This window comes from Paraburkholderia graminis (assembly GCF_003330785.1).
In the GTDB taxonomy this organism is placed as follows: Bacteria; Pseudomonadota; Gammaproteobacteria; order Burkholderiales; family Burkholderiaceae; genus Paraburkholderia; species Paraburkholderia graminis.
Genome location: NZ_CP024935.1, coordinates 352,350 through 372,539, shown reverse-complemented (window position 1 = coordinate 372,539; position 20,190 = coordinate 352,350). Strand labels below are relative to the sequence as shown.

The following is a 20,190-nucleotide window of genomic DNA, read 5'->3' as shown; positions in this document are numbered from 1 at the left end:
TGGCGCTACATGGCGAGCGAGAGGAGCAACGATGATAGCGCCAAGCAATATCTTTTTGGTTTCCTTACTGCGTAAATGCCGAGAAATAACTCACACTCGGCGGGACACGACGGGCAATCATCCCGTGATAACGGCATATGGCTGACTTTCTTTAATCCTGCGACGAATTAAATTGCCGTGCGATTGACAAATGTCAATTAACGATTCGCATTACCACCGCATTACAGCGACACTACGGCGGTACTACTTCGGCACTCCGCATTCGGGCGCAGCGCGGAAATTCCGATGCGACATGCATCGTTTTATGATGCAGCGCGGTCCGCAGCGCTTTTATTTTCGGGGCATGCGCGATGCGCTATCCGGTGTTTCACTAACTACCCAATATTTTTGAACTGATAAGCTTGGCGCGCGCTGCTGGCCGCCCCGGCCGGCGGCTTCAACCCAGGCCCGGTCGTAAGTCGCGCCGGGTTTCCCGCGAGCGGCACAACCGCATGCGGGAGTATTTGAACTACACCGAGGAGTTAAACAGTGAAAAAACTGCTAGCGGCATTGACGGTTGCTCTGCTTGCCACCGTCTCGATCGGCGCACACGCTAAAGATTGGACCACCATCCGTTTCGGCGTCGATGCCAGCTATCCCCCGTTCGAGTCCAAGGGCTCCGACGGCAAGCTCGTCGGCTTCGACATCGACCTCGGCAATGAAATCTGCGCGCGCCTGAAGGCCAAGTGCGTGTGGGTCGAAAACGACTTCGACGGCATGATTCCGGCGCTGAAAGCGAAGAAGTTCGACGGCGTGCTGTCGTCGATGTCCATGACGCCGCAACGCGCCGAACAGGTGGCGTTCTCGTCGAAGCTGTTCAACACGCCGACGCGCCTCGTCGCGAAGAAGGGTTCGGGCATCCTGCCGACGGCTGAATCGCTGAAGGGCAAGACGGTCGGCGTCGAACAGGGCACGATCCAGGAAACCTACGCAAAGACGTACTGGGAAGCGAAGGGCACGAAGGTCGTGCCGTATCAGAACCAGGACCAGGTGTACGCCGACTTGCTGTCGGGCCGTCTCGACGCAGCGCTGCAAGATGCCGTGCAAGCTGAAATCGGCTTCCTGAAGACGCCGCGTGGCGCAGGCTTCGACTTCGTCGGCAAGAACCTCGACGATCCGAAGATTCTGGGCAACGGCGCGGGCATCGGCATGCGTAAGGAAGATACGGATCTGAAGGCGAAGGTCGACAAGGCGATTGCCGACATCATCAAGGACGGCACGTACAAGAAGCTCGAGAAGAAGTACTTCGACTTCGACGTGTACGGCAGCTAATACGCGGACTTCCGCGCCGAGGAGCCGCGCCGTGCGCGTTTAGCGGCGCACTCCACGGCTCCGTGAAAACGGGCTCCGCCACACGCGGAGCCCGTTGCGTTTTATGGCGGCAAAACACGCGCGTCGCCGTATCGGCTAAGATCGTGCGATCCGATGCCACCGTGCTGGTGCGGCGCTCTTGCCGGATTTGCCGCCAGCAACTGGCCTCATGCAGGCTTCCCCCCTTGTAATCAACGAGATAGCGGTGCGCCGCACTTTCCCCCGCGAATTCGACAACCATGCAAACCCAATCCCATCCGCTGATTGCGCCGACGCTCGGCACCGCCCGCAACCTGACGAGTTTTCATTACGGTCCGAGCGGCGGACAGAAGATTTATATCCAGTCGTCCCTGCATGCCGACGAACTGCCGGGCATGCTCGTCTCCTGGGAATTGCGCCGCAAGCTCGCCGCGCTCGAAGCAGCCGGCAAGCTGCGCGGCGAAGTGGTAATCGTGCCGGTGGCCAATCCCATCGGTCTGAACCAGCACTTCCTCGGCCATCTCACGGGACGCTTCGAAACCAATACCGCGCAGAACTTCAACCGCAATTTCCACGATCTTTCGGCACTCGTGCTGCCGGTCATCGAGGGTCGTCTCAGCGATGACATCGACGCGAATCGCTCCGCCATTCGCAGCGCGATGCGCGAGGCGCTCGACGCGCAACAGCCCGCAACCGAACTCGAATCGCAACGTCTCGCGCTGCAAAAGCTCTCTTACGACGCGGACGTGGTGCTCGATCTGCATTGCGACTGGGAAGCCGCGATGCATCTGTACACGAACCCGGACCTGTGGCCCGACGTCGAGCCGCTGGCGCGTTATCTCGGCGCGAAGGCGTCGCTGCTCGCGCTGAACTCGGTCGGCAATCCGTTCGACGAAATTCACAGCTTCTGCTGGTCCGATCTGCGCGGCCGTTTCGGCGAGCGCTTTCCGATTCCGAACGGCTCCATTTCGGTCACGATCGAATTGCGCGGCCAGCGCGAGGTGTCTTACGAGTACGCGGAGCACGACGCGCAGGCGATCATCGAATATCTGACCGCGCGCGGCGTGATCGCAGGCACGGCGGCCGCGCTGCCGCCGCTCGAATTCGCGGCCACGCCGCTCGCGGGTGCGGAGCCGATCGTGGCGCCGATCAGCGGCGTGCTGGTGTATCGCTGTGAAGTCGGCACGTGGGTCGACGTGGGCCGTGAAATCGCGGACATCGTCGATCCGTTGACGGACCGCGTCGTCACGCTGAAGAGCGGCGTCGCAGGCGTTCTGTATGCGCGGCATTCGACGCGCTTTGCCACCGCGGGCCTGGAATTCGCGCGCATTGCCGGCGCGACTGCGTTTCGAAGCGGCTCGCTGTTGAGTAACTGATTCGCGCGAGCAAAGGCTGGGCGGAAGGCAAACAAAAAGGCGCCGTGAAGGCGCCTTCGCTCCTGGCTTTCCGCTAGAGAACTTTAGAACGCGGGAATAATCGCGCCTTTGAACTGGGTGTCGATGTACTTGCGCACTTCATCGGACTCATACGCCGCAACCAGTTTCTTCACCCAGGGCTGGTTGCGATCCTGCTCGCGCACGGCAATCAGATTCGCGTAAGGGCCTTTCAGATCTTCGATTGCGATGGCGTCTTTAGTCGGCTGCAGGCCGGCCTTCACGGCATAGTCGGTATTGATCGATGCCGCGTCGAGATCGCCCAGTGCGCGCGGCAATTGCGCGGCGTCCAGTTCCACCAGTTTGATCTTCTTCGGATTCTCGGCGACGTCGAGCGGCGTTGCATTCACGCCGTTCGTGCCGACGCCCGGCTTCAGTTTGATCACGCCATACTTTTGCAACAGCAGCAACGCGCGATTGCCATTGGACGGATCGTTCTGAATCCCGACCTTCGCACCTTCCGGCAGATCCTTCAGCGATTTGAGCTTGTTCGAATAGAAGCCCATGGGCGACACATACGTCAGCCCCACGTTGACGATCTTATAGCCGCGCTGCTTGATCTGGCTGTCGAGAAACGGCTGATGCTGAAAACCATTGGCGTCGAGATCGCCGGCATCCAATGCGGCATTCGGCTGCACGTAGTCGTTGAATTCGATCACTTTCACATTCAGCCCCTCGCGCGCCGCTACTTTCGTGACCACCGTCCAGATTTGCGCGTCAGGGCCGCTCATCGTGCCGACCTTGAGTTGCTTGCCGTCGGCGTGCGCAAACGTTGCCGTGAACGAAAGAGCCGCGGCGCTCGCCACAGCAAGCAGATTTTTGATGACGATGCGGCGTTGCATGCAGTTCCCCATAAGCGGTTTGATTGGTAGGCGCGCATCGTCGCATGCGACGGCGGCGGCCTGAAACCAATCGTTTTTCACACGCTTATATCGGCGAACTGGAAAATGCTTATGCCCGCGACGCGTTCCGCCATGCGTCGCTTAATGCTCGACTCTGTCGACTGTGGCGTATGCGCGACAAATTTCAAAATCAATGCACCTGTCACATACCTTACTCAGCGTTCCCTTAAATTTCGGGCCATCGCACGACCTTACCCAAGAAGCAGGGCGTCGCGATCGCTCAATTTTTAATCGGAGAACGTTTTGAACAAAAAACTATTGACCGCCGCTACCCTCGCCGTTTTCGCCAGCGCAGCACACGCACAAAGCAGCGTCACGCTGTATGGCGTGATCGATGCCGGCATCAGCTATGTGAACAACTCGAAGACCGCCACCGGTCACGACAATCTCTTCAAGTACGACGACGGCGTTGCTCAAGGCAGCCGTTGGGGCCTGCGCGGCACCGAAGATCTGGGCAACGGCCTGAAGGCGATCTTCGTGCTCGAAAACGGCTTTAACAGCGGCAACGGCACGCTCGGCCAGGGCGGCGCGATGTTCGGCCGTCAGGCGTATGTGGGCCTGTCGCAGAACAATGTCGGCTCGCTGACGTTCGGCCGCCAGTACTCGTTCTCGACCGATTACCTCGGCGGCAATTACTCGACCGGCGGACAAACGGTTGCAGGCAACTACGCGTATCACATCAACGACGTGGACCAGCTTACGTCGAGCCGTATCAACAACGCGGTCAAGTTCAGCAGCGCGAATTTCGCGGGCCTCACGTTCGGCGCAATGTATGGCTTCTCGAACCAGGCGGGCGCATTCGCAGGCGCGCCGGCAACCGGCACGGCCGCAGCGCCGGTCGCGGGTTCGTCGCGTGCTTACAGCTTCGGCGTGAACTACGCGAACGGTCCGTTCGGCATCGGTGCGGCTTACACGGACATCCGTTATCCGGGCCAGTCGACGCCGTCGTTCTCGACGACGATTGCCAACGTCGCGACCGGCAACGTCCGCGATCTGCGCACGTTCGGCGTGGGCGGCCGTTATTCGATCGGCGCAGCCACGCTGTGGGCGTTGTACACGAACACACGCTTCGAGCCGATTTCGGGCGGCACGACGACGTTCGCCGCGTATGAGGCAGGCGCGAAGTACGCGTTCACGCCGGCATTGACGGCAGGCGCGGGCTACACGTACATGCACCTGAGCAACGCGAATCGCGGTCACTGGAATCAGGTCGATCTGAGCGTCGACTACGCGTTGAGCAAGCGTACCGACGTGTATGCGCTCGGTATCTATCAGATCGCGGCGGGCCGCAACGGCACGCAGGATCTGCAAGCGCAGATCGGTTCGAGCACGAGCTACTTCAACACGTCGGGCACGGGCGCGGACAATCAGTTGGCGTTCCGCGTGGGCGTTCGCCACAAGTTCTAAAGCGATTTGTACCGTGCGACGGGTTGTTGCTTCGCCGGTGGGAATGTGAAGAAACGCCCCTGTTTTCAGGGGCGTTTCTGTTTGCGACGTGTTTTTCAGCGCACTGAGCGCAGCGTCACACAGCCGGCTCGCGTCTTGCCGAGCGCTGCGGCAACAACACGATACACGCGATGATAAACGCAAGCAGAATGCCCGAGGCGTATAAGCGGCTGATGTGCAATCCGCCTTCCGCAACCGGCTTGTCGAGCAGATCGCCGAGCGTCGCGCCGAGCGGACGCGTGAGGATGAACGCGGCCCAGAAGAGCGCCGTGTGCGATACGCGCGACCAGAAATACAAGGCGGCCACGACGAGCAAGCCCGCGCCGAAGATCATCGCGCCATATTCGTAGCCAACACCGAGACCGCCGCGATCCTCGCCCGCGACCCAGTCGCCGAGAGCCGTGCCGAGTGTCTGCGAGAACAGGATCGTGATCCAGTAGAACCATTCCGCTTTTGCAGTGACGATGCTCTGCACGGAGACGGTTCCTTCCGAGCGATACCAGATTGCGAGGCTCGCGGCCAGCAATGCAACGACCAGCGCAACACCGCCTGGATAGCCGATGCCGAGCGACCTGTCCGCGAAATCGGCCATCGTGGTGCCAAGCGTCGTAGTCGCGATGATGGTCGCCCAATAGAGGAACGGACGAAAGTTGCGCGCCTTGATTTGCGCTGAAACGAGCGCGATAAAGAACACCAGAAAAATCGCCGAACCGATCAGGTAGCCGAGCTTCAGCGACATGGACACCCAGTCGCCACCCGTTTCGCCGAGCGTGGTCGCCGCGACCTTGATGATCCAGAAACCCAAGGTCACTTGCGGTACTTTGCTGACAGCCTCTTCGGTAAAGCTGGCGGCGTCGTCTTTCATAACTTGCTCCTTCCTGAGTAGCCTGAACGACCCGCCAATTTAACCTTCGGAGGTTAACGCTTGCTTAAGCGTCGAATAGTGCGTTGCATACATGCCGCATCGGCGCGCTTCAATAAAGCCCCGCGATCACCTTCTCCGGCATTTCCTTGTCGTATTGCGCGCCGTCGAAAGTACCGCCGCTCAAACGCCTATGCATATCTCCCGCGCTCGGCAAACTTGCGCGGTCCACCTGCTTTGCCGGGTCCCAAAGACTCGAGCGCACCAGCGCTTTCGAGCAATGAAAATACGCCGCCTCGACGTGCACGATGATCACCGTGCGCGGCAGTTTCCCGCGAACCTCGAAGCGCGCGAGCAAGTCGGGATCGACTGAAATCTCGGCGCGCCCGTTCACCCGCAACGTTTCGCCGACGCCCGGCACGAGAAACAGCAACGACACGCGCGGGTCGGCCACAATGTTTCTTAGGCTGTCGATGCGGTTATTGCCCGGCCTGTCCGGCAACGCCAATGTGCGCTCGTCGAGTATCTGGACGAATCCGGCAGCGTCCCCTTTCGGCGAGCAATCCGCTCCGCCCTCACCGACAGAAGACAACACCGCGAACGGAGAAGCGCGTACGAACGCCTGATAGTCGCTATTCAGGCAATCAAGTTCTTTCCACAATGCGCGCTCGTGCGGCGCGCCGTAAATCTGTTCGAGCTGCTCGACGCTTTTAACGGTATGTGTCATGGCGGACGCTCTGCAAGAGAACAATCGGTAGAAATCGGAACATGCAGTATAGGCATTCGGCGCATGTCCGGTAAATCGCTTGCTGCTGTTCCGACGTCGCGGGAATAAGAAAGCCACTTCGCCGGTTTAACGATGCAGAGCGCGTCATATCGAACGCAAACCGCTTTCGGACGATCCGCTCGCACATCGAGGAGCAAGCCATGAAAGACAGCCATGCACATCGCGCGACAGCCCGCGCGCTATTCGCCATTCTTTCCGCCACTGCGCTGGTGGTCACGTCGACATGGGCACGCGCGCAGGCATCGCCCGACGCCGGCCATCCTCTCACGCGCGCCGAAGTCATGCATGAACTCGAAGAACTCGAGGCCGCCGGCTACACGCCGTCGCTCGGCGACGACAGTCAGTATCCATCCGACATTCAGGAAGCCGAAAGAAAAGTGGCCGCGATGCACGCGGCTCAAAAAAGCGCGCAGATGGATCAAGATCCGGCAATGCAAGCCATGCCGATGCAAAAGTAACCACTCACGCTCGGCTCATACGCTACGGGAAATTCAATAACCGACGCCTCATTCCCCCAACTCGCGCGCGATGAAATCCACGAACGCGCGAATGCGGTTCGACATCTGATGCCGCTGCGAATACACGGCGAAGATGTCGGCGTTCGGCGTGTCGTAACCGGGCAGCACGACCACGAGCGAGCCATCGGCCAGATACTGCTTGATGTCCCACTCCGCGCGCATCAGAATGCCGTGCCCCTCGAGCGCCCACTTCACCGCGATCTCGCCGTCGTTCGTGGTCAGCGTGCCCTTGATGCGGACGGCTTCCGTCTTGAGCGACGCGCCCTTGCCCGAACTCAAGCGCCACACGCCATAGGCTTCGTCGCCCTGACGAATGCCGATGCAGTTATGCCGCGTTAGATCATGCGGCGTCATCGGCATGCCGTGCGACGCGATATACGAGGGCGCCGCGCACAGCAGGCGCCGGTTCGCCGCGAGGCGCCGCGCGATCACGCGCGTATCGGGCGGCTCGCCAAAGCGGATGCAGACGTCGAACGTATCGTCGGTTAGCGGCGGCGGCGTGACCGACAACTGAAGCTGCACCGACACTTGCGGATACTTTGCGACAAAGTGCGAAATTGCGGGCGCGACATGGCTGCGGCCAAACCCAAGCGTCGCATTGACACGCAACAGTCCCTTCGGGCTCTTCTTCGCTGAACCGAGCAACTCGGCGAGTTCGTCGATTTCGTCGAGAATCCTGCGCGCATGCTCCAAGTACAGCTCGCCTTCGGGCGTGAGCATCATCCGGCGCGTGGTGCGGTTGACGAGCGCGACGCCCGCGCGGCTCTCCATCTGCGTGAGCCGCTTGCTGACGGCCGCCGCCGTCAATCCCAGCTCTCGCGCCGCCGCACTCAGGCTGCCCGACGCCGCGAGCGTCGAGAAAAAGCTCAGATCGGCCGGCTGAACGGTATCGCGCATCGCTTCCACTTGTGAATTGAAGTTAAAGATGCTTTGAGTTTAGCACCGGTTTTTTCGTGCAGATGTCGATAGAGTCACTGCAACCAACCCAATCAATCAATCATTCGGAGACGCAGCATGAAGACCTATCGCATCGCGACCATTCCCGGCGACGGCATCGGCAAGGAGGTCGTACCGGCCGGCGCCGAGGTGCTCGAAGCGCTCGCCAGAACCACGCAGTCGTTTGCATTCGAGTTCGAAAATTTCGACTGGGGCGGCGACTATCACCGCAAGCATGGCGTGATGATGCCGGCGGACGGACTCGATGCGATCCGCGACAAGGACGCGATTCTGTTCGGTTCCGCAGGCGACCCGGACATTCCCGACCACATCACGCTGTGGGGTCTGCGTCTGAAAATCTGCCAGGGCTTCGACCAGTACGCGAACGTTCGCCCCACGCGCATCCTGCCCGGCATCGACGCACCGTTGAAGCGCTGCAAGCCCGAGGACCTCAACTGGGTGATCGTGCGCGAAAACTCGGAAGGCGAATACTCCGGCGTGGGCGGCCGCGTTCACCAGGGTCATCCGATCGAAGCCGCGACGGACGTGTCGATCATGACCCGCGCCGGCGTTGAGCGCATCATGCGCTTCGCGTTCCGCCTCGCGCAGTCGCGTCCGCGCAAGCTGCTGACCGTCATCACGAAGAGCAACGCGCAACGTCACGCGATGGTGATGTGGGACGAAATCGCGCTGCAGGTCTCGAAGGAATTCCCCGATGTGACGTGGGACAAGGAACTGGTCGACGCGTCGACCGCGCGCATGATCAATCGTCCGGCGAGCCTCGACACGATTGTCGCGACGAACCTGCACGCCGACATTCTCAGCGACCTGGCCGCCGCGCTTGCCGGCAGCCTGGGCATTGCGCCGACCGGCAACATCGACCCCGAACGGCGCTTTCCGTCGATGTTCGAACCGATCCACGGTTCCGCGTTCGACATCATGGGCAAGGGTCTCGCGAATCCTGTCGGCACCTTCTGGTCGGTCGTGATGCTGCTCGAACATCTCGGCGAACTCGACGCGGCAAAGCGCGTGATGCAGGCCGTGGAAGCCGTGACCGCGGACAAGTCACTGCACACGGGCGACCTCGGCGGCACGGCGACGACTGCACAGGTGACGGCCGCGGTGTGCGCGTTCATCGAGCGAGCCGCAAGGCCGGCGGCGAACGCCGCATAAGCCGTGTCAGCCACATAAACCCCCATCGTGCGACAGTGCGCGCCTCGCGACGCGCACCCACGGACAACAGCCGCATTCGACGGCTGCCGCGCGCCTCGCACCCTGCTGCCTTCGCAGCAGGACACCGCTCAAGCCTCCAAAGGAGGAGACAATGACGACCGACCTCGAAAGCCGGGTGTCCCGCAAGCTGATGCTGCGGATCATCCCGTTCGTAATGCTGCTGTATTTCGTGAGTTTTCTCGACCGCGTCAACGTAGGCTTCGCCGCGCTGACGATGAACAAGGCCATTGGCCTGTCGCCGACCGCGTTCGGATTCGGCGGCGGCCTGTTCTTTATCGGCTATTTTCTGTTCGAAGTTCCGTCGAACCTGATTCTTCACAAGGTCGGCGCGCGCCGCTGGATTGCCCGCGTGATGGTCTCGTGGGGCATCGTCTCGCTGGCCTCCGCGTTCGTCGTCGGGCCGAACAGTTTCTACGCGTTGCGCTTTCTGCTCGGCGTCGCGGAAGCGGGCTTCTTTCCCGGCATCATCCTGTATCTGAGCTTGTGGTTTCCGACCCGTCAGCGCGCCGTGGCCGCCGCGTGGTTCATGGCGGCCGCGCCGATTTCCACGGCGATCGGCTCGCCGATTTCCGGCGCCATCATGAAGCTGCCGCCGATCGCCGGTCTCGCCGACTGGCAAATGCTCTACATTCTCGAAGCGCTGCCCGCGGTCGTACTCGGCTTCTTCGTCCTGAAGTATCTGACCGACACACCGTCGAAAGCGCACTGGCTCGCGCCCGAAGAGCGCGAATGGCTGATCGCGAAACTGAAGACGGAAGCCGACGCGCGGCAGTCGCATGCGGGCCACACGGCCGGCGCGTTGAGCGCCCTGCGCGATCCGCGCGTTCTCGCACTGGCGCTGATTTACTTCGGCACGTCCGCGGGCTTGTACACGCTCGGCCTGTGGGCGCCGCTCATCATCAGGCAATACGGCTTCGGCTCGTTTGAGACGGGTCTGCTCGCGGGCATACCGAGCATCGTCGCGGTGATCGCGATGATTCTGTGGGCGAGGCATTCGGATCGCACCGAAGAACGCACGTGGCACGTCGTCATTCCGTGCGCGCTGGCCTGTCTCGGCTTCGTGTTCGCGGGCAACGCGGCGACCGCGCTCATGATCGTGCTGGCGCTCGTGGTCGTGAACGTCGGCATCAGCGCGGCCAAGGCGCCGTTGTGGGCGATGCCGAGCATGTTCCTGTCGGGCGCGGGCGCGGCCGCGGGCATCGCGATGATCAACTCCATCGGCAACCTCGGCGGCTTCGTCGGTCCGTTCGCGATCGGCTGGCTCAAGAACGTGACGGGCGGCTATTCGGCGGGGCTGTATGTGGTCGGCGCGACGCTGGCCGTGTCGGCGGTCGTCACGCTGATGCTCAGCCGGCAATCCAGGCAGACGCCGGTCGCAGCGGGCGAGCGGCACGGTCACTGAAGCAACGCGCGTCGCGCATCAACTGGGAACAGGATTCTCCGTCGTGACATCCAACGCCGTATGCAACGCAACGTTGGCTAAACGGGAGAATCCGTATGAAACTGATCCGTCCACAATGGTTAGGCGCGCTCGCGCTCGTGAGTCTCGCTAGCTGGGCGCAAAGCGCCGGGCCGAGCGATCCGCAGATCGCGGCTATCGTCGTCACGGCGAACCAGGTCGACATCGACGCGGGCAAACTCGCCGAGTCGCGCTCGAAGTCGGGCGACGTCAAGGCGTTCGCGAAGCAGATGGTCACCGACCACAGCGCCGTCAATCAATCGGCGAGCGACCTCGTGCACAAACTCAACGTCACGCCCGAGGACAACGCGACAAGCCAAAGCCTCAAGCAAGGCGGCGATGCAAACCTCGCGGCGCTCAAGAAACTGAACGGCGCAGCATTCGACCGTGCGTATATCGATCACGAAGTGACCTACCATGAGAATGTGCTCGACGCGCTCGATAAAACGCTGATTCCGTCAGCGAAGAACGATGAGCTGAAAGCGCTGCTCGTGAAGGTCCGGCCGGCTTTCGTCGCGCATCTCGAACATGCGAAGCATGTGCAGGCGTCGCTGGAGAAAAGCAGTGGTTAAGCGGCGGCATGCGTCGGGGAAGAGCACGCGTGCGTGCGCCGCGCTGGTCTGTGCGATGCTCGCGGCAACGTTGAGCGCAGTACCGGCAAGCGCGGCGGCGCCGACAAGCCATGTCGTCACGATCGAGAACATGCAATTCAATCCGCCTACCTTGACGGTGAAGCGAGGAGACCGCATCGTATGGATCAACAAGGATCTCTTTCCTCATACGGTGACCGGCAACACGCATGCATTCGATTCGCGCAGCATTGCCGCCAACGCGTCATGGTCTTACGCGCCCGCGAAGGCCGGCAGTTATCCGTACGGCTGCACTTTTCATCCGACGATGCACGGCGCGCTAACCGTTCAATGAGAGCCCGCACGCGATGACCGAGACAGCGAAACTGCCGTCCATGTCTGCCGCCGACAACGCCGACAACGCCGCCGACGATCTTGCGATCGTCCGGCGCATCGTCGCGGGCGATCGCTCAGCGTTCGAGGTGCTGATGCGCCGCCACAACCGGCGCCTCTACCGGCTCGCGCGCGCGACGCTGCGTGACGACGCCGAAGCCGAAGACGCGCTTCAGGACGCGTATCTCCGCGCCTATCGTTCGCTCAGCCAGTTTCGCGGCGACGCCGCTTTGTCGACGTGGCTCTCGCGGCTCGTGCTGAACGAATGCTATGGCCGGCTGCGCCGCCATGCCCGCCGCGAGAACGTTGTGCCGATAGTCAGTTCCAACACCGCCGACATCGATATCGAAGCCATGCACCCGTCCGACTCCGAGCCGCCCGACAGCGCAGTAGCGCGCGCGGAAATGCGCGCGCTGATCGAGCGCAAGCTCGACGAATTGCCGGCATCGTTCCGCACGGTGTTCATTCTGCGATCGGTCGAAGAACTCAGTGTCGAGGAAACGGCGCAATGCCTGGAGATTGCCGAAGCCACCGTGCGCAGCCGGCATTTCCGCGCAAAGAGTCTGTTGCGCGAGTCGCTCGCGCGAGAGATCGACGTCGCCGGAAGCGAACTGTTCGGATTCGCCGGTGCGCGCTGCGACCGCATCGTCGCGAACGTGATGTCGCGAATCGGCAAACGCGACGGGACGGATCGAAGCGATTGAAGCCGTCAAAGCACTGCGCGCAACGACGACAACCAAGGCTACAACAGTCTGACATAACATCATGTCATGGCCGCTCCAACAATTGCGGCGTTGCTCCGGTCAAATTGGCTCACTATATTTCCATTCAAGCCTGTGCTGTTTGCCGCTTCGGCTCCGAGCCGCAGCGGCACATAGCGCCGACCTGGATGATGTCTTTTCGCTTCAACCGTATCGAGGAGAAGTCGTGATCAGCATGCCAAGGTTGCGCCCGTTTGCCATGACTCTGCTGTTGAGCGCCGTGAGCATGGCGCCCGCTCTCGCCGCGGGAAAAATCACGTTCGTGTCGCAAGGCGGCACGTATCAGGAGGCTCAGACCAAAGCCATCCTCGACCCGGCGGCGAAGGAGCTGGGCATCACCATCAATCAGGACAGCATTCCCGATGCGTGGCCGCAGATCAAGGCGCAGGCCGCGACCGGCAAGCCGATCTGGGACGTGGTGGACACGCCGACCTCGAACTGTCTGCGAGGCGGCCGCGAAGGGCTGCTCGAAAAGCTAGACTTCGCGAAGCTTCCGAACGCCGCGGCGATGCCGGAAAAGTACCGCACGCCCTACTCGGTCGCGTACGAGTTCTATTCGACCGTGATCGGCTACAACAAGAAGACGCTGAAGAAGACGCCGCAAAGCTGGGCCGACTTCTGGAACGTGAAAGCCTTCCCCGGCACGCGTGCATTGCGCAACGATCCGCAAACGGTATTGGAAGCCGCGCTGCTCGCCGACGGCGTGTCGCGCGACAAGCTCTATCCGCTCGACGTCGATCGCGCCTTCAAGAAGTTGCAGCAGATCAAGCCCGACATCACGGTGTGGTGGACTTCCGGTGGCCAGTCCGCGCAATTGCTGCATGACGGCGAAGTCGACATGACGATGATCTGGAACGGCCGCGCAAGCGCCGTGCGCAAGGACAACCCCGACGTCGATTTCACCTTCAACGACGGCATTCTGCAAAACACGCAGCTATGCGTGCTGAAGAACGCGCCGAATCTGAACGACGCGATGCGCTTCCTGAACACCGCGGTCTCGCCCGAGTTGCAAGCGAATCTGCCGCTTTACATCGACTACGGTCCGGGCAATCCGGCTGCGTTCAAGACCGGCAAGATCGCGGCGAAGCGCGCAAGCGAGTTGCCGAGTTCGCCCGAGAATGCCGCGAAGCAGGCATTGATGTCCGAAGACTGGTGGGCATCCGATGCAGGCATTCAGGCGAAAGCGCGCTGGCTCAAGTTCATGCAATAACGGGCGGCGTTCGCACTGCCATTCACGCGCCCGCGGGACCACGGTTCATCGCGGGCGTTCTGTTTTCTGGTTTGCGTTGTGCCGCGCGCAGGGCGATGCGGCGCGCGGTCTTCATCCATCCAACGTGATCGACTATCTGATTCTTGGCGGCGGATCGGCCGGCTGCGTACTCGCCGCGCGGCTCTCCGAAGATGCGAGCAACAACGTGTGTCTCGTCGAGGCGGGCCGCGACATCTCGCAAGCGACCATGCCTGCCGACATCCGCAGCCGCTATCCTGGCCGCGCGTATCTCGACACGGCGAACCTCTGGCGGCAACTGAAAGCGCGCATGAGCGCGCCCGCCGCGCTGCGCCGCTATGAACAGGCGCGGCTTCTCGGCGGCGGCTCCGCGATCAATGCGCTAATGGCCAATCGCGGCTCGCCCGCCGATTACGACGAATGGCAAACACTCGGCGCACAAGGCTGGAATTGGCAAGCGTGTCTGCCCTACTTCCGCAAGCTCGAAACCGATTGCGACTTCAACGGCCCGGACGATAGCGGCCTGCATGGCGCGCATGGCACGCTGCGTATCCAGCGAACCGGACCGCAACGCATCTCCCCATTCGTAAAGGCCGTGCTCAATACGTTGAAGCACGACTATCCGCTGCACGCGGATCAGAATGGCCTCTGGCAGGACGGCACTTTCATCGGCGCGATTGCGGTGAGCGCGCAGGGCGAGCGCATTCCCACATCCGTTTGTTATCTCGACGACGCGGTGCGGGCGCGGCCCAACCTCACGATTCGCACGAACGAGATCGCAGAGCGCGTTCTATTCGACGCAAAGCGCGCAATCGGCGCGCGCGTGATGCGGCCCGACGGCACGCACGATGACTTGCGGGCGCGCTGCGTGATCGTCTGCTCAGGGGCGATCCACTCGCCCGCGCTGCTGCTGAGAAGCGGCATCGGCCCCGCGAATGAACTTGCCGCGCTCGGCATCGACGTGCTCGCGGATCGCCAGGGCGTAGGCCGCAATCTGATGGAGCATCCGTCTATCGCGGTGTCCGCGTTTTTGCCTCGCGCCGCGCGCACGCCGTTTCCCGACGAGCATCACGAGCAGGCCATCGTGCGCTTTTCGTCGGGCCTGGCCGGCACGGTGCCGGGCGACATGCACGGCGCGATACTGTCGCGCTCGGGCTGGCATTCGGTCGGCTATCGTCTCGGCACGATGTTCTTCTGGGTCAACAAATCGTATTCGCGCGGACGTCTCACACTCAAATCCGCTAGCGCATTGGATGAACCCAACGTCGATTTTGCAATGCTCTCCGACGCGCGCGATCTCGAACGGCTGAAGCTCGCGCTGCGCTTCGGCGCGCAGACACTCGCCGCACCGGCGATGGCCGCGCATCGCGGCACGGTGTTTCCGTCGAGCTATTCGCCGCGCGTCGCGGCCGTCGCGGTGCCTGGCGCATGGAACGCGCTGCAGCGCGGTGCGCTCGCCGCGCTGCTGGACATCGCGGGGCCGTTGCGGGCAGCACTGGTGCGCCGCGTCATCACGCAAGGCGCGACACTCGACGAACTGCTCGCCGACGATGCCGCGCTCACGCAGTTCGTCACACGTTCGGTGGGCGGTACGTGGCACCCGTCGGGCACCTGCCGCATGGGCGCCGCCGACGACCCGCTCGCGGTCACCGATGCGCGCGGCGCCGTGTATGGCGTCGAAGGGCTGCATGTGTGCGATGCGTCGTTGATGCCGTCGATTCCATGCGCGAATACGAATGTGCCGACCATCATGATCGCGGAGCGCATTGCGGATCTGCTGCGTGGGCGTTCGAGCACGGCTTAATCGTGCCCTGATCGCAGCCTACTCGCCGTACCCAACAATACCCTTCACTTCGAGAAACGCTTCGAGTCCCCACTCGCCGTATTCGCGTCCGTTGCCTGACTGCTTGTAGCCGCCGAACGGCGAGCCCGCGTCCCAGGCCGGATAGTTCAGATACACGCTGCCCGCGCGCAAGCGCAATGCAACCCGCCTCGCGCGCGCCTGATCCGCGGATTGAACATACGCTGCGAGTCCAAACGGTGTGTCGTTGGCAATGGCGATCGCGTCTTCTTCGTCGCGATACGGCATGATCGCGAGCACCGGGCCGAAGATTTCTTCGCGCGCGATCGTCATCGACGGAGCGACGTTTGCGAATACCGTGGGCCGCACGTAATAGCCGCGCGTCAAACCGTCGGGACGTCCTGGCCCGCCCGCCGCGAGCAGCGCGCCTTCCTCGATGCCCATTTCGATCAGCCGTTGCACGCGTGCGTATTGCACGTCGCTAACGACCGGGCCCATCGTCGTTTCGTCGTCGTCCGCGGGACCGATGCGGTGCGCGGCCGCCGCGCGCTGTGCAATCGCGACCGCCTCGTCGTGCCGCGCTGCCGGCACCAGCATGCGCGTCGGCGCATTGCACGACTGCCCGCTGTTGCTGAAGCACGAGTTCACGCCCGACGTGACCGCGGCTTCCAGGTCCACGTCGTCGAGAAGAATGTTGGCCGACTTGCCGCCCAGTTCCTGATGCACGCGCTTGACGGTCGGCGCGGCCAGCTTTGCGATTTCCACGCCCGCGCGCGTCGATCCGGTGAACGACACCATGTCGACATCCGGATGACTGCATAGCGCGGCGCCGACAGTCGGGCCGTCGCCGTTCAACAGATTGAACACGCCTGGCGGCACGCCCGCCGCGTCGAGAATTTCAGCGAACAGCACAGCGTTCAGCGGAGACACCTCGCTCGGCTTGAGCACCATCGTGCAGCCGGCGGCAATCGCGGGCGCGACCTTGCAGACAATCTGATTGATCGGCCAGTTCCACGGCGTAATCAGCGCGACCACGCCGACGGGCTCATGATTGACGAGCGTCGTGCCCTTCTTGCGCTGCCACGCGAAGCTCTCGCAGGTACGCAGCAGTTCTTCCAGATGACGCTTGCCGAGCGCGGCCTGCCACGCATGCGAGAGCTTTTTCGGCGCGCCGATCTCACGCGAGATCACAGCGGCCATCTCGTCGTAGCGCGCGATGTAGGCGTCGAGTATGCGGCGGATCAGCGCGATGCGTTCAGCCGGCTGCGTCAGCGAGAACGACGCGAACGCGCGTCTCGCCGCGGCGACCGCGCGCTCGACATCTTCGGCATTGCCCAGCGCGATCTCGGCGAACGCTTCTTCGGTGCAGGGATCGACCACGGCAAGGCGCGTGTTGCCGGACGGCGCAACCCATGCGCCGTCGATATAAAACTTCAGTGCATTCGACATCCGCTTCCCAGTCAGAGGAAATGAAAAGGCATCACGCCCGCGCGCCGGCCGAACGCCGGCTCACGACGACGATCATCACGAGACACAAGGTCAACGCAGTGAGCATGGTGCTGATCGCGGCGATGGTCGGATCGATCTCGTCGCGCAGCGTGACGAACATGCGGCGCGTGAGTGTCTGATTCGCGCCGCCCGATATGAAGAGCGCGACCACGGTTTCATCGAGCGCCTGAATGAACACGAACACCGCGCCGGAAATCACGCTCGCCTTGATCTGCGGCAGCGTCACCGTGAGAAAGCTGCGCAGCCGATTCATGCCGAGACTGCGCGCGACCATTTCTTGCGTGCGGTCGAACGTGCGCAAATCCGCGCCGACGGAAATCAGCACGTACGGCAGCCCAAGCATCGTATCCGCGACGATCAGTCCGCCGAGCGTATTCACGTAACCCGCCTGCGTGAAGACGAAGAACACGCCCACCGCGACGATGATGATCGGCACCATCAGCGGCAACATCAGCAGCGTGCGCAGATAGCGCATCGACCAATGCGTGCCGTGCTGGATCGCGTAGGCCGCGGCAACGCCGAGCGGCGTCGCGACGAGCGCGGCGCAAACGGATGCCGTCAGCGTCACGCGAGCGGCGTCGATCCACGCGGGGTTGTCGAAGAACGCGTGATACCAGCGCAACGAGTACGCGGGCGGCGGGAACGTCATGAAGCGCGTGTCGGAGAACGATAGCGGCACGACGATCAGCACCGGCAGCATCAGGAACACGAGGATCAGCACGACGAACGCGCCGAGCACCACTCTGCCTAACGGAATCCTGTTCATTTCGCGCCCAGGGTCTTTTCAAGTGGAATCACGCGGCTCGCGGCATAGAAGATCGCGAACACGCAAACCAGCAGCACGACGCTGACCGCGCTCGCCGCTCCCCAACTGTTGTAGATCTCCACGTTGCGGCTCACCACCATCGACACCATGATCGACTTGCCGCCGCCCATCAGTTCGGGCGTGATGTAAAAACCGAGGCACAGCACGAAGACGAGCGTGACGCCCGCGACGACGCCGCTCATCGACAGCGGCAGAAACACGCGCCAGAAAACATGCAGCGGCGAGCCGCCGAGGCTCGCGCCGGCCTGCGAGAGGTTCGCTGGAATCTTCTGCATGGCCGAATAAAGCGGCAGCACCATGAACGGCAACAGAATATGCACCATCGCGAGGATCGTGCCGAACTGGTTGTAGGCGAGTTGTATCGGCCGATCCACGAGGCCCATTTCGAGCAGCGCCTTGTTGATGAGCCCGGTGCGCTGCAACAGCACGAGCCATGCGTAAGTGCGCACGAGCACACTGGTCCAGAACGGCAATATGACCATGCCGAGTATCAGCGCGCTCCATCGCGGCGACACGGAGGCCGCGAAATATGCAACGGGATAACCGAGCAGAAGCGTCACGCCGGTCACGATCGCGCTGAGCCTGAACGTGAGCAGGAACGTATCCAGATAGGTGCCCGTGAAGATGCGCCGATAGTTGACGAGCGTGAAGCCGCCGTCATGCCAGATGGACTGCCACGAGAGCCACGCGAGCGGCACCACCAGCAGCACAACGACGACCAAAAGCGCGGGCGCGAGCAACAGCAGCATCGCGCGGTCCTCGCGTTGCCGATGGCGCTCCGACGGGTCCATCGCGGTCGTCTGCATCAAGCTGGGTCCCTGAAAAATCCGTTTGGCTGTCGTCATCATGCACCCACGGCGTCAAGAAACTGATACCACGCGGCGACGACGCGAACGCCCGGCGCGCGCAGCGAATGAAACGGCACGGGCCGCAAGCCTTGCTGGCCTAGCAATGCGAGCTCAGGCGTTTCGCCGAGCGCGAGCGCCGCGGCATGCTGGCCGAGCAGGCTCGCCATCGCGACACCTGCTCCGTTATACCCGAGACAAAACGTCGTGACGTCGTCGCTTCGGCCAACATGCGGCAGCGAGTTGAAGGTCATGCCGACATAGCCCGACCATTGGTACTCGATCTGCACGTCCGCGAGATCGGGAAACAGCGCGACCATCGCTCGGCGCAGCGCGTCGAAACCGGTGGACTGCCCTTCCTTGCCGAACGCGTCGCGTCCGCCGAACAGCATGCGGCCGTCAACCTTGCGAAACCACTTCATCATGCGACGCGTTTCCGTATAGCTGCGGCGCTGCACCATCAGGCGCGCATCGAGTTCCGCGGGCAGACGCTCGGTTGCGATCATCGCGCTGCGAAACGGCACGAGCTCGCGTTGATAGGCGGCGGTCGCAGCCGTGAGGTCGGAATAGGCATTCGTCGCGACGATCACCTGCTTCGCGCGCACCGTGCCGTGAGGCGTGCGCAGCACGGCGCCACCCGAGCCGCGCTCGGCACGCGTCATCTCGACGATCGGCGTTGCTTCGTAAATCGGCACGCCGCGCGCGGTCAGTCCGCGCGCGATACCGTACACATATTCGAGCGGCAGAATCGTGCCGGCGTCCGCGCTCAATACGCCGCCGACAAACTCCGCCGATCCCGTCTCGCGAGTTATTTCCGCGGCCGATTGCACGGTCATCGACGTATCGCCCAGTTGCGTGCGCACCCAGTCCGCTTCCGCGCGAATCGCTTCGAACGCTCGCTCGGTGTGCGCGCAACGCAGGCTGCCCGTATGCTCGAAACGCGCGCGCTCGAGCCTGAATTCGTCGACGAACGATTCGACCACGCGCACGCCTTCGTGCGCGAGCCGGTGCATGCGCTTGGCGGTATCGAGTCCATGCAGCTTGTCGATCTGCGGAAACGACAAGCGGAATTTCGACGACACCACGCCGCCATTGCGCCCACTCGCGCCCCAACCCACCGGGTTCGCATCGAACACCGCGCAGTCGACGCCGCGTTTTTGCAGCGCATACGCGGCGGCGAGGCCCGAGTAGCCCGCGCCGATCACGGCCACATCGACGATGAGATCGCGAGCGAGCGGCGCGCCCGTGCTGACGGGCGCCTGCTTTTCGGCAGTGCGCGCCGCCATCGCGCGCCATAACGAATCGGGCTGCGGGCGTTGCGAGGCGTTGTGAATCGCGGGCGCGAGCATGACT

Annotated in this window: 19 protein-coding genes; 11 read left to right on the top strand and 8 right to left on the bottom strand. The window is 62.5% G+C overall.

What is annotated here, in order from left to right; all coding sequences use genetic code 11:
• Positions 1-528 precede the first annotated feature (528 nt).
• Together CUJ91_RS19855 and CUJ91_RS19850 are read left to right on the top strand one after the other, a co-directional pair.
• Positions 529-1,311 carry an ABC transporter substrate-binding protein gene (locus CUJ91_RS19855; protein ID WP_006049253.1) on the top strand — a complete coding sequence of 261 codons (783 nt, stop codon included), beginning with the start codon at positions 529-531 and terminating at the stop codon, positions 1,309-1,311.
• 278 nt (positions 1,312-1,589) lie between these two features.
• On the top strand, positions 1,590-2,705 hold the full coding sequence (locus CUJ91_RS19850) for a succinylglutamate desuccinylase/aspartoacylase family protein (RefSeq protein WP_053859528.1): 1,116 nt from the start codon (positions 1,590-1,592) through the stop codon (positions 2,703-2,705).
• Between the two features lie 83 nt (positions 2,706-2,788).
• Here the strand turns inward: CUJ91_RS19850 and CUJ91_RS19845 are convergent, their stop codons facing one another.
• Positions 2,789-3,604, bottom strand: coding sequence for a MetQ/NlpA family ABC transporter substrate-binding protein (locus tag CUJ91_RS19845; RefSeq protein WP_006049251.1), 816 nt, complete (start codon positions 3,602-3,604; stop codon positions 2,789-2,791).
• 303 nt (positions 3,605-3,907) lie between these two features.
• Between CUJ91_RS19845 and CUJ91_RS19840 the strand changes: the two genes are divergently transcribed.
• Complete coding sequence (locus CUJ91_RS19840; RefSeq protein WP_006049250.1) at positions 3,908-5,071, top strand: porin; 1,164 nt, start codon at positions 3,908-3,910, stop codon at positions 5,069-5,071.
• Between the two features lie 115 nt (positions 5,072-5,186).
• On the opposite strand, the gene CUJ91_RS19835 is transcribed toward CUJ91_RS19840, so the two are convergent.
• A complete protein-coding gene (locus CUJ91_RS19835; protein ID WP_006049249.1) occupies positions 5,187-5,975 on the bottom strand; it encodes a COG4705 family protein in 789 nt (262 codons plus the stop codon).
• 109 nt (positions 5,976-6,084) lie between these two features.
• Entirely contained in the window at positions 6,085-6,699 is a 615-nt protein-coding gene (locus CUJ91_RS19830) for a pyridoxamine 5'-phosphate oxidase family protein (protein WP_053859529.1), read from the bottom strand.
• Between the two features lie 200 nt (positions 6,700-6,899).
• Here CUJ91_RS19830 and CUJ91_RS19825 point away from each other — a divergent pair, with 200 nt between their 5' ends.
• A complete protein-coding gene (locus CUJ91_RS19825; protein ID WP_114156920.1) occupies positions 6,900-7,217 on the top strand; it encodes a DUF4148 domain-containing protein in 318 nt (105 codons plus the stop codon).
• A 48-nt stretch (positions 7,218-7,265) separates the two neighbouring features.
• On the opposite strand, the gene CUJ91_RS19820 is transcribed toward CUJ91_RS19825, so the two are convergent.
• A complete protein-coding gene (locus CUJ91_RS19820) occupies positions 7,266-8,174 on the bottom strand; it encodes a LysR substrate-binding domain-containing protein (protein ID WP_006049246.1) in 909 nt (302 codons plus the stop codon).
• 117 nt (positions 8,175-8,291) lie between these two features.
• Here CUJ91_RS19820 and CUJ91_RS19815 point away from each other — a divergent pair, with 117 nt between their 5' ends.
• From CUJ91_RS19815 to CUJ91_RS19785, 7 genes are all read left to right on the top strand, one after another.
• Positions 8,292-9,386 carry a tartrate dehydrogenase gene (locus CUJ91_RS19815; protein ID WP_053859531.1) on the top strand — a complete coding sequence of 365 codons (1,095 nt, stop codon included), beginning with the start codon at positions 8,292-8,294 and terminating at the stop codon, positions 9,384-9,386.
• Positions 9,387-9,537: 151 nt separating this feature from the next.
• The gene (locus CUJ91_RS19810) at positions 9,538-10,848 is read left to right on the top strand and encodes an MFS transporter (RefSeq protein ID WP_006049244.1); all 1,311 of its coding nucleotides are present in this window, start codon (positions 9,538-9,540) and stop codon (positions 10,846-10,848) included.
• 95 nt (positions 10,849-10,943) lie between these two features.
• The gene (locus tag CUJ91_RS19805; RefSeq protein WP_006049243.1) at positions 10,944-11,477 is read left to right on the top strand and encodes a DUF4142 domain-containing protein; all 534 of its coding nucleotides are present in this window, start codon (positions 10,944-10,946) and stop codon (positions 11,475-11,477) included.
• Complete coding sequence (locus CUJ91_RS19800; RefSeq protein WP_006049242.1) at positions 11,470-11,829, top strand: cupredoxin domain-containing protein; 360 nt, start codon at positions 11,470-11,472, stop codon at positions 11,827-11,829. The genes CUJ91_RS19805 and CUJ91_RS19800 overlap by 8 nt, the downstream gene beginning before the upstream one ends.
• Positions 11,830-11,842: 13 nt before the next feature.
• Entirely contained in the window at positions 11,843-12,571 is a 729-nt protein-coding gene (locus CUJ91_RS19795; RefSeq protein ID WP_114156919.1) for an RNA polymerase sigma factor, read from the top strand.
• Between the two features lie 256 nt (positions 12,572-12,827).
• Positions 12,828-13,838, top strand: a complete 1,011-nt coding sequence (locus CUJ91_RS19790) for an ABC transporter substrate-binding protein (protein WP_044021052.1) — start codon at positions 12,828-12,830, stop codon at positions 13,836-13,838.
• A 124-nt stretch (positions 13,839-13,962) separates the two neighbouring features.
• The gene (locus CUJ91_RS19785; protein ID WP_114158002.1) at positions 13,963-15,660 is read left to right on the top strand and encodes a GMC family oxidoreductase; all 1,698 of its coding nucleotides are present in this window, start codon (positions 13,963-13,965) and stop codon (positions 15,658-15,660) included.
• Between the two features lie 18 nt (positions 15,661-15,678).
• Here CUJ91_RS19785 and CUJ91_RS19780 read toward each other — a convergent pair whose 3' ends face one another.
• From CUJ91_RS19780 to CUJ91_RS19765, 4 genes are read right to left on the bottom strand one after another with little or no spacing between them, the layout of a single operon-like run.
• The gene (locus CUJ91_RS19780) at positions 15,679-17,106 is read right to left on the bottom strand and encodes an aldehyde dehydrogenase family protein (RefSeq protein ID WP_114156918.1); all 1,428 of its coding nucleotides are present in this window, start codon (positions 17,104-17,106) and stop codon (positions 15,679-15,681) included.
• 31 nt (positions 17,107-17,137) lie between these two features.
• Positions 17,138-17,932, bottom strand: a complete 795-nt coding sequence (locus CUJ91_RS19775) for an ABC transporter permease (RefSeq protein ID WP_006049237.1) — start codon at positions 17,930-17,932, stop codon at positions 17,138-17,140.
• Positions 17,929-18,840 carry an ABC transporter permease gene (locus CUJ91_RS19770; RefSeq protein WP_035569473.1) on the bottom strand — a complete coding sequence of 304 codons (912 nt, stop codon included), beginning with the start codon at positions 18,838-18,840 and terminating at the stop codon, positions 17,929-17,931. Before CUJ91_RS19770 ends, CUJ91_RS19775 begins: the two co-directional genes overlap by 4 nt.
• Entirely contained in the window at positions 18,837-20,186 is a 1,350-nt protein-coding gene (locus tag CUJ91_RS19765) for an NAD(P)/FAD-dependent oxidoreductase (protein WP_029966424.1), read from the bottom strand. Before CUJ91_RS19765 ends, CUJ91_RS19770 begins: the two co-directional genes overlap by 4 nt.
• Positions 20,187-20,190 lie beyond the last annotated feature (4 nt).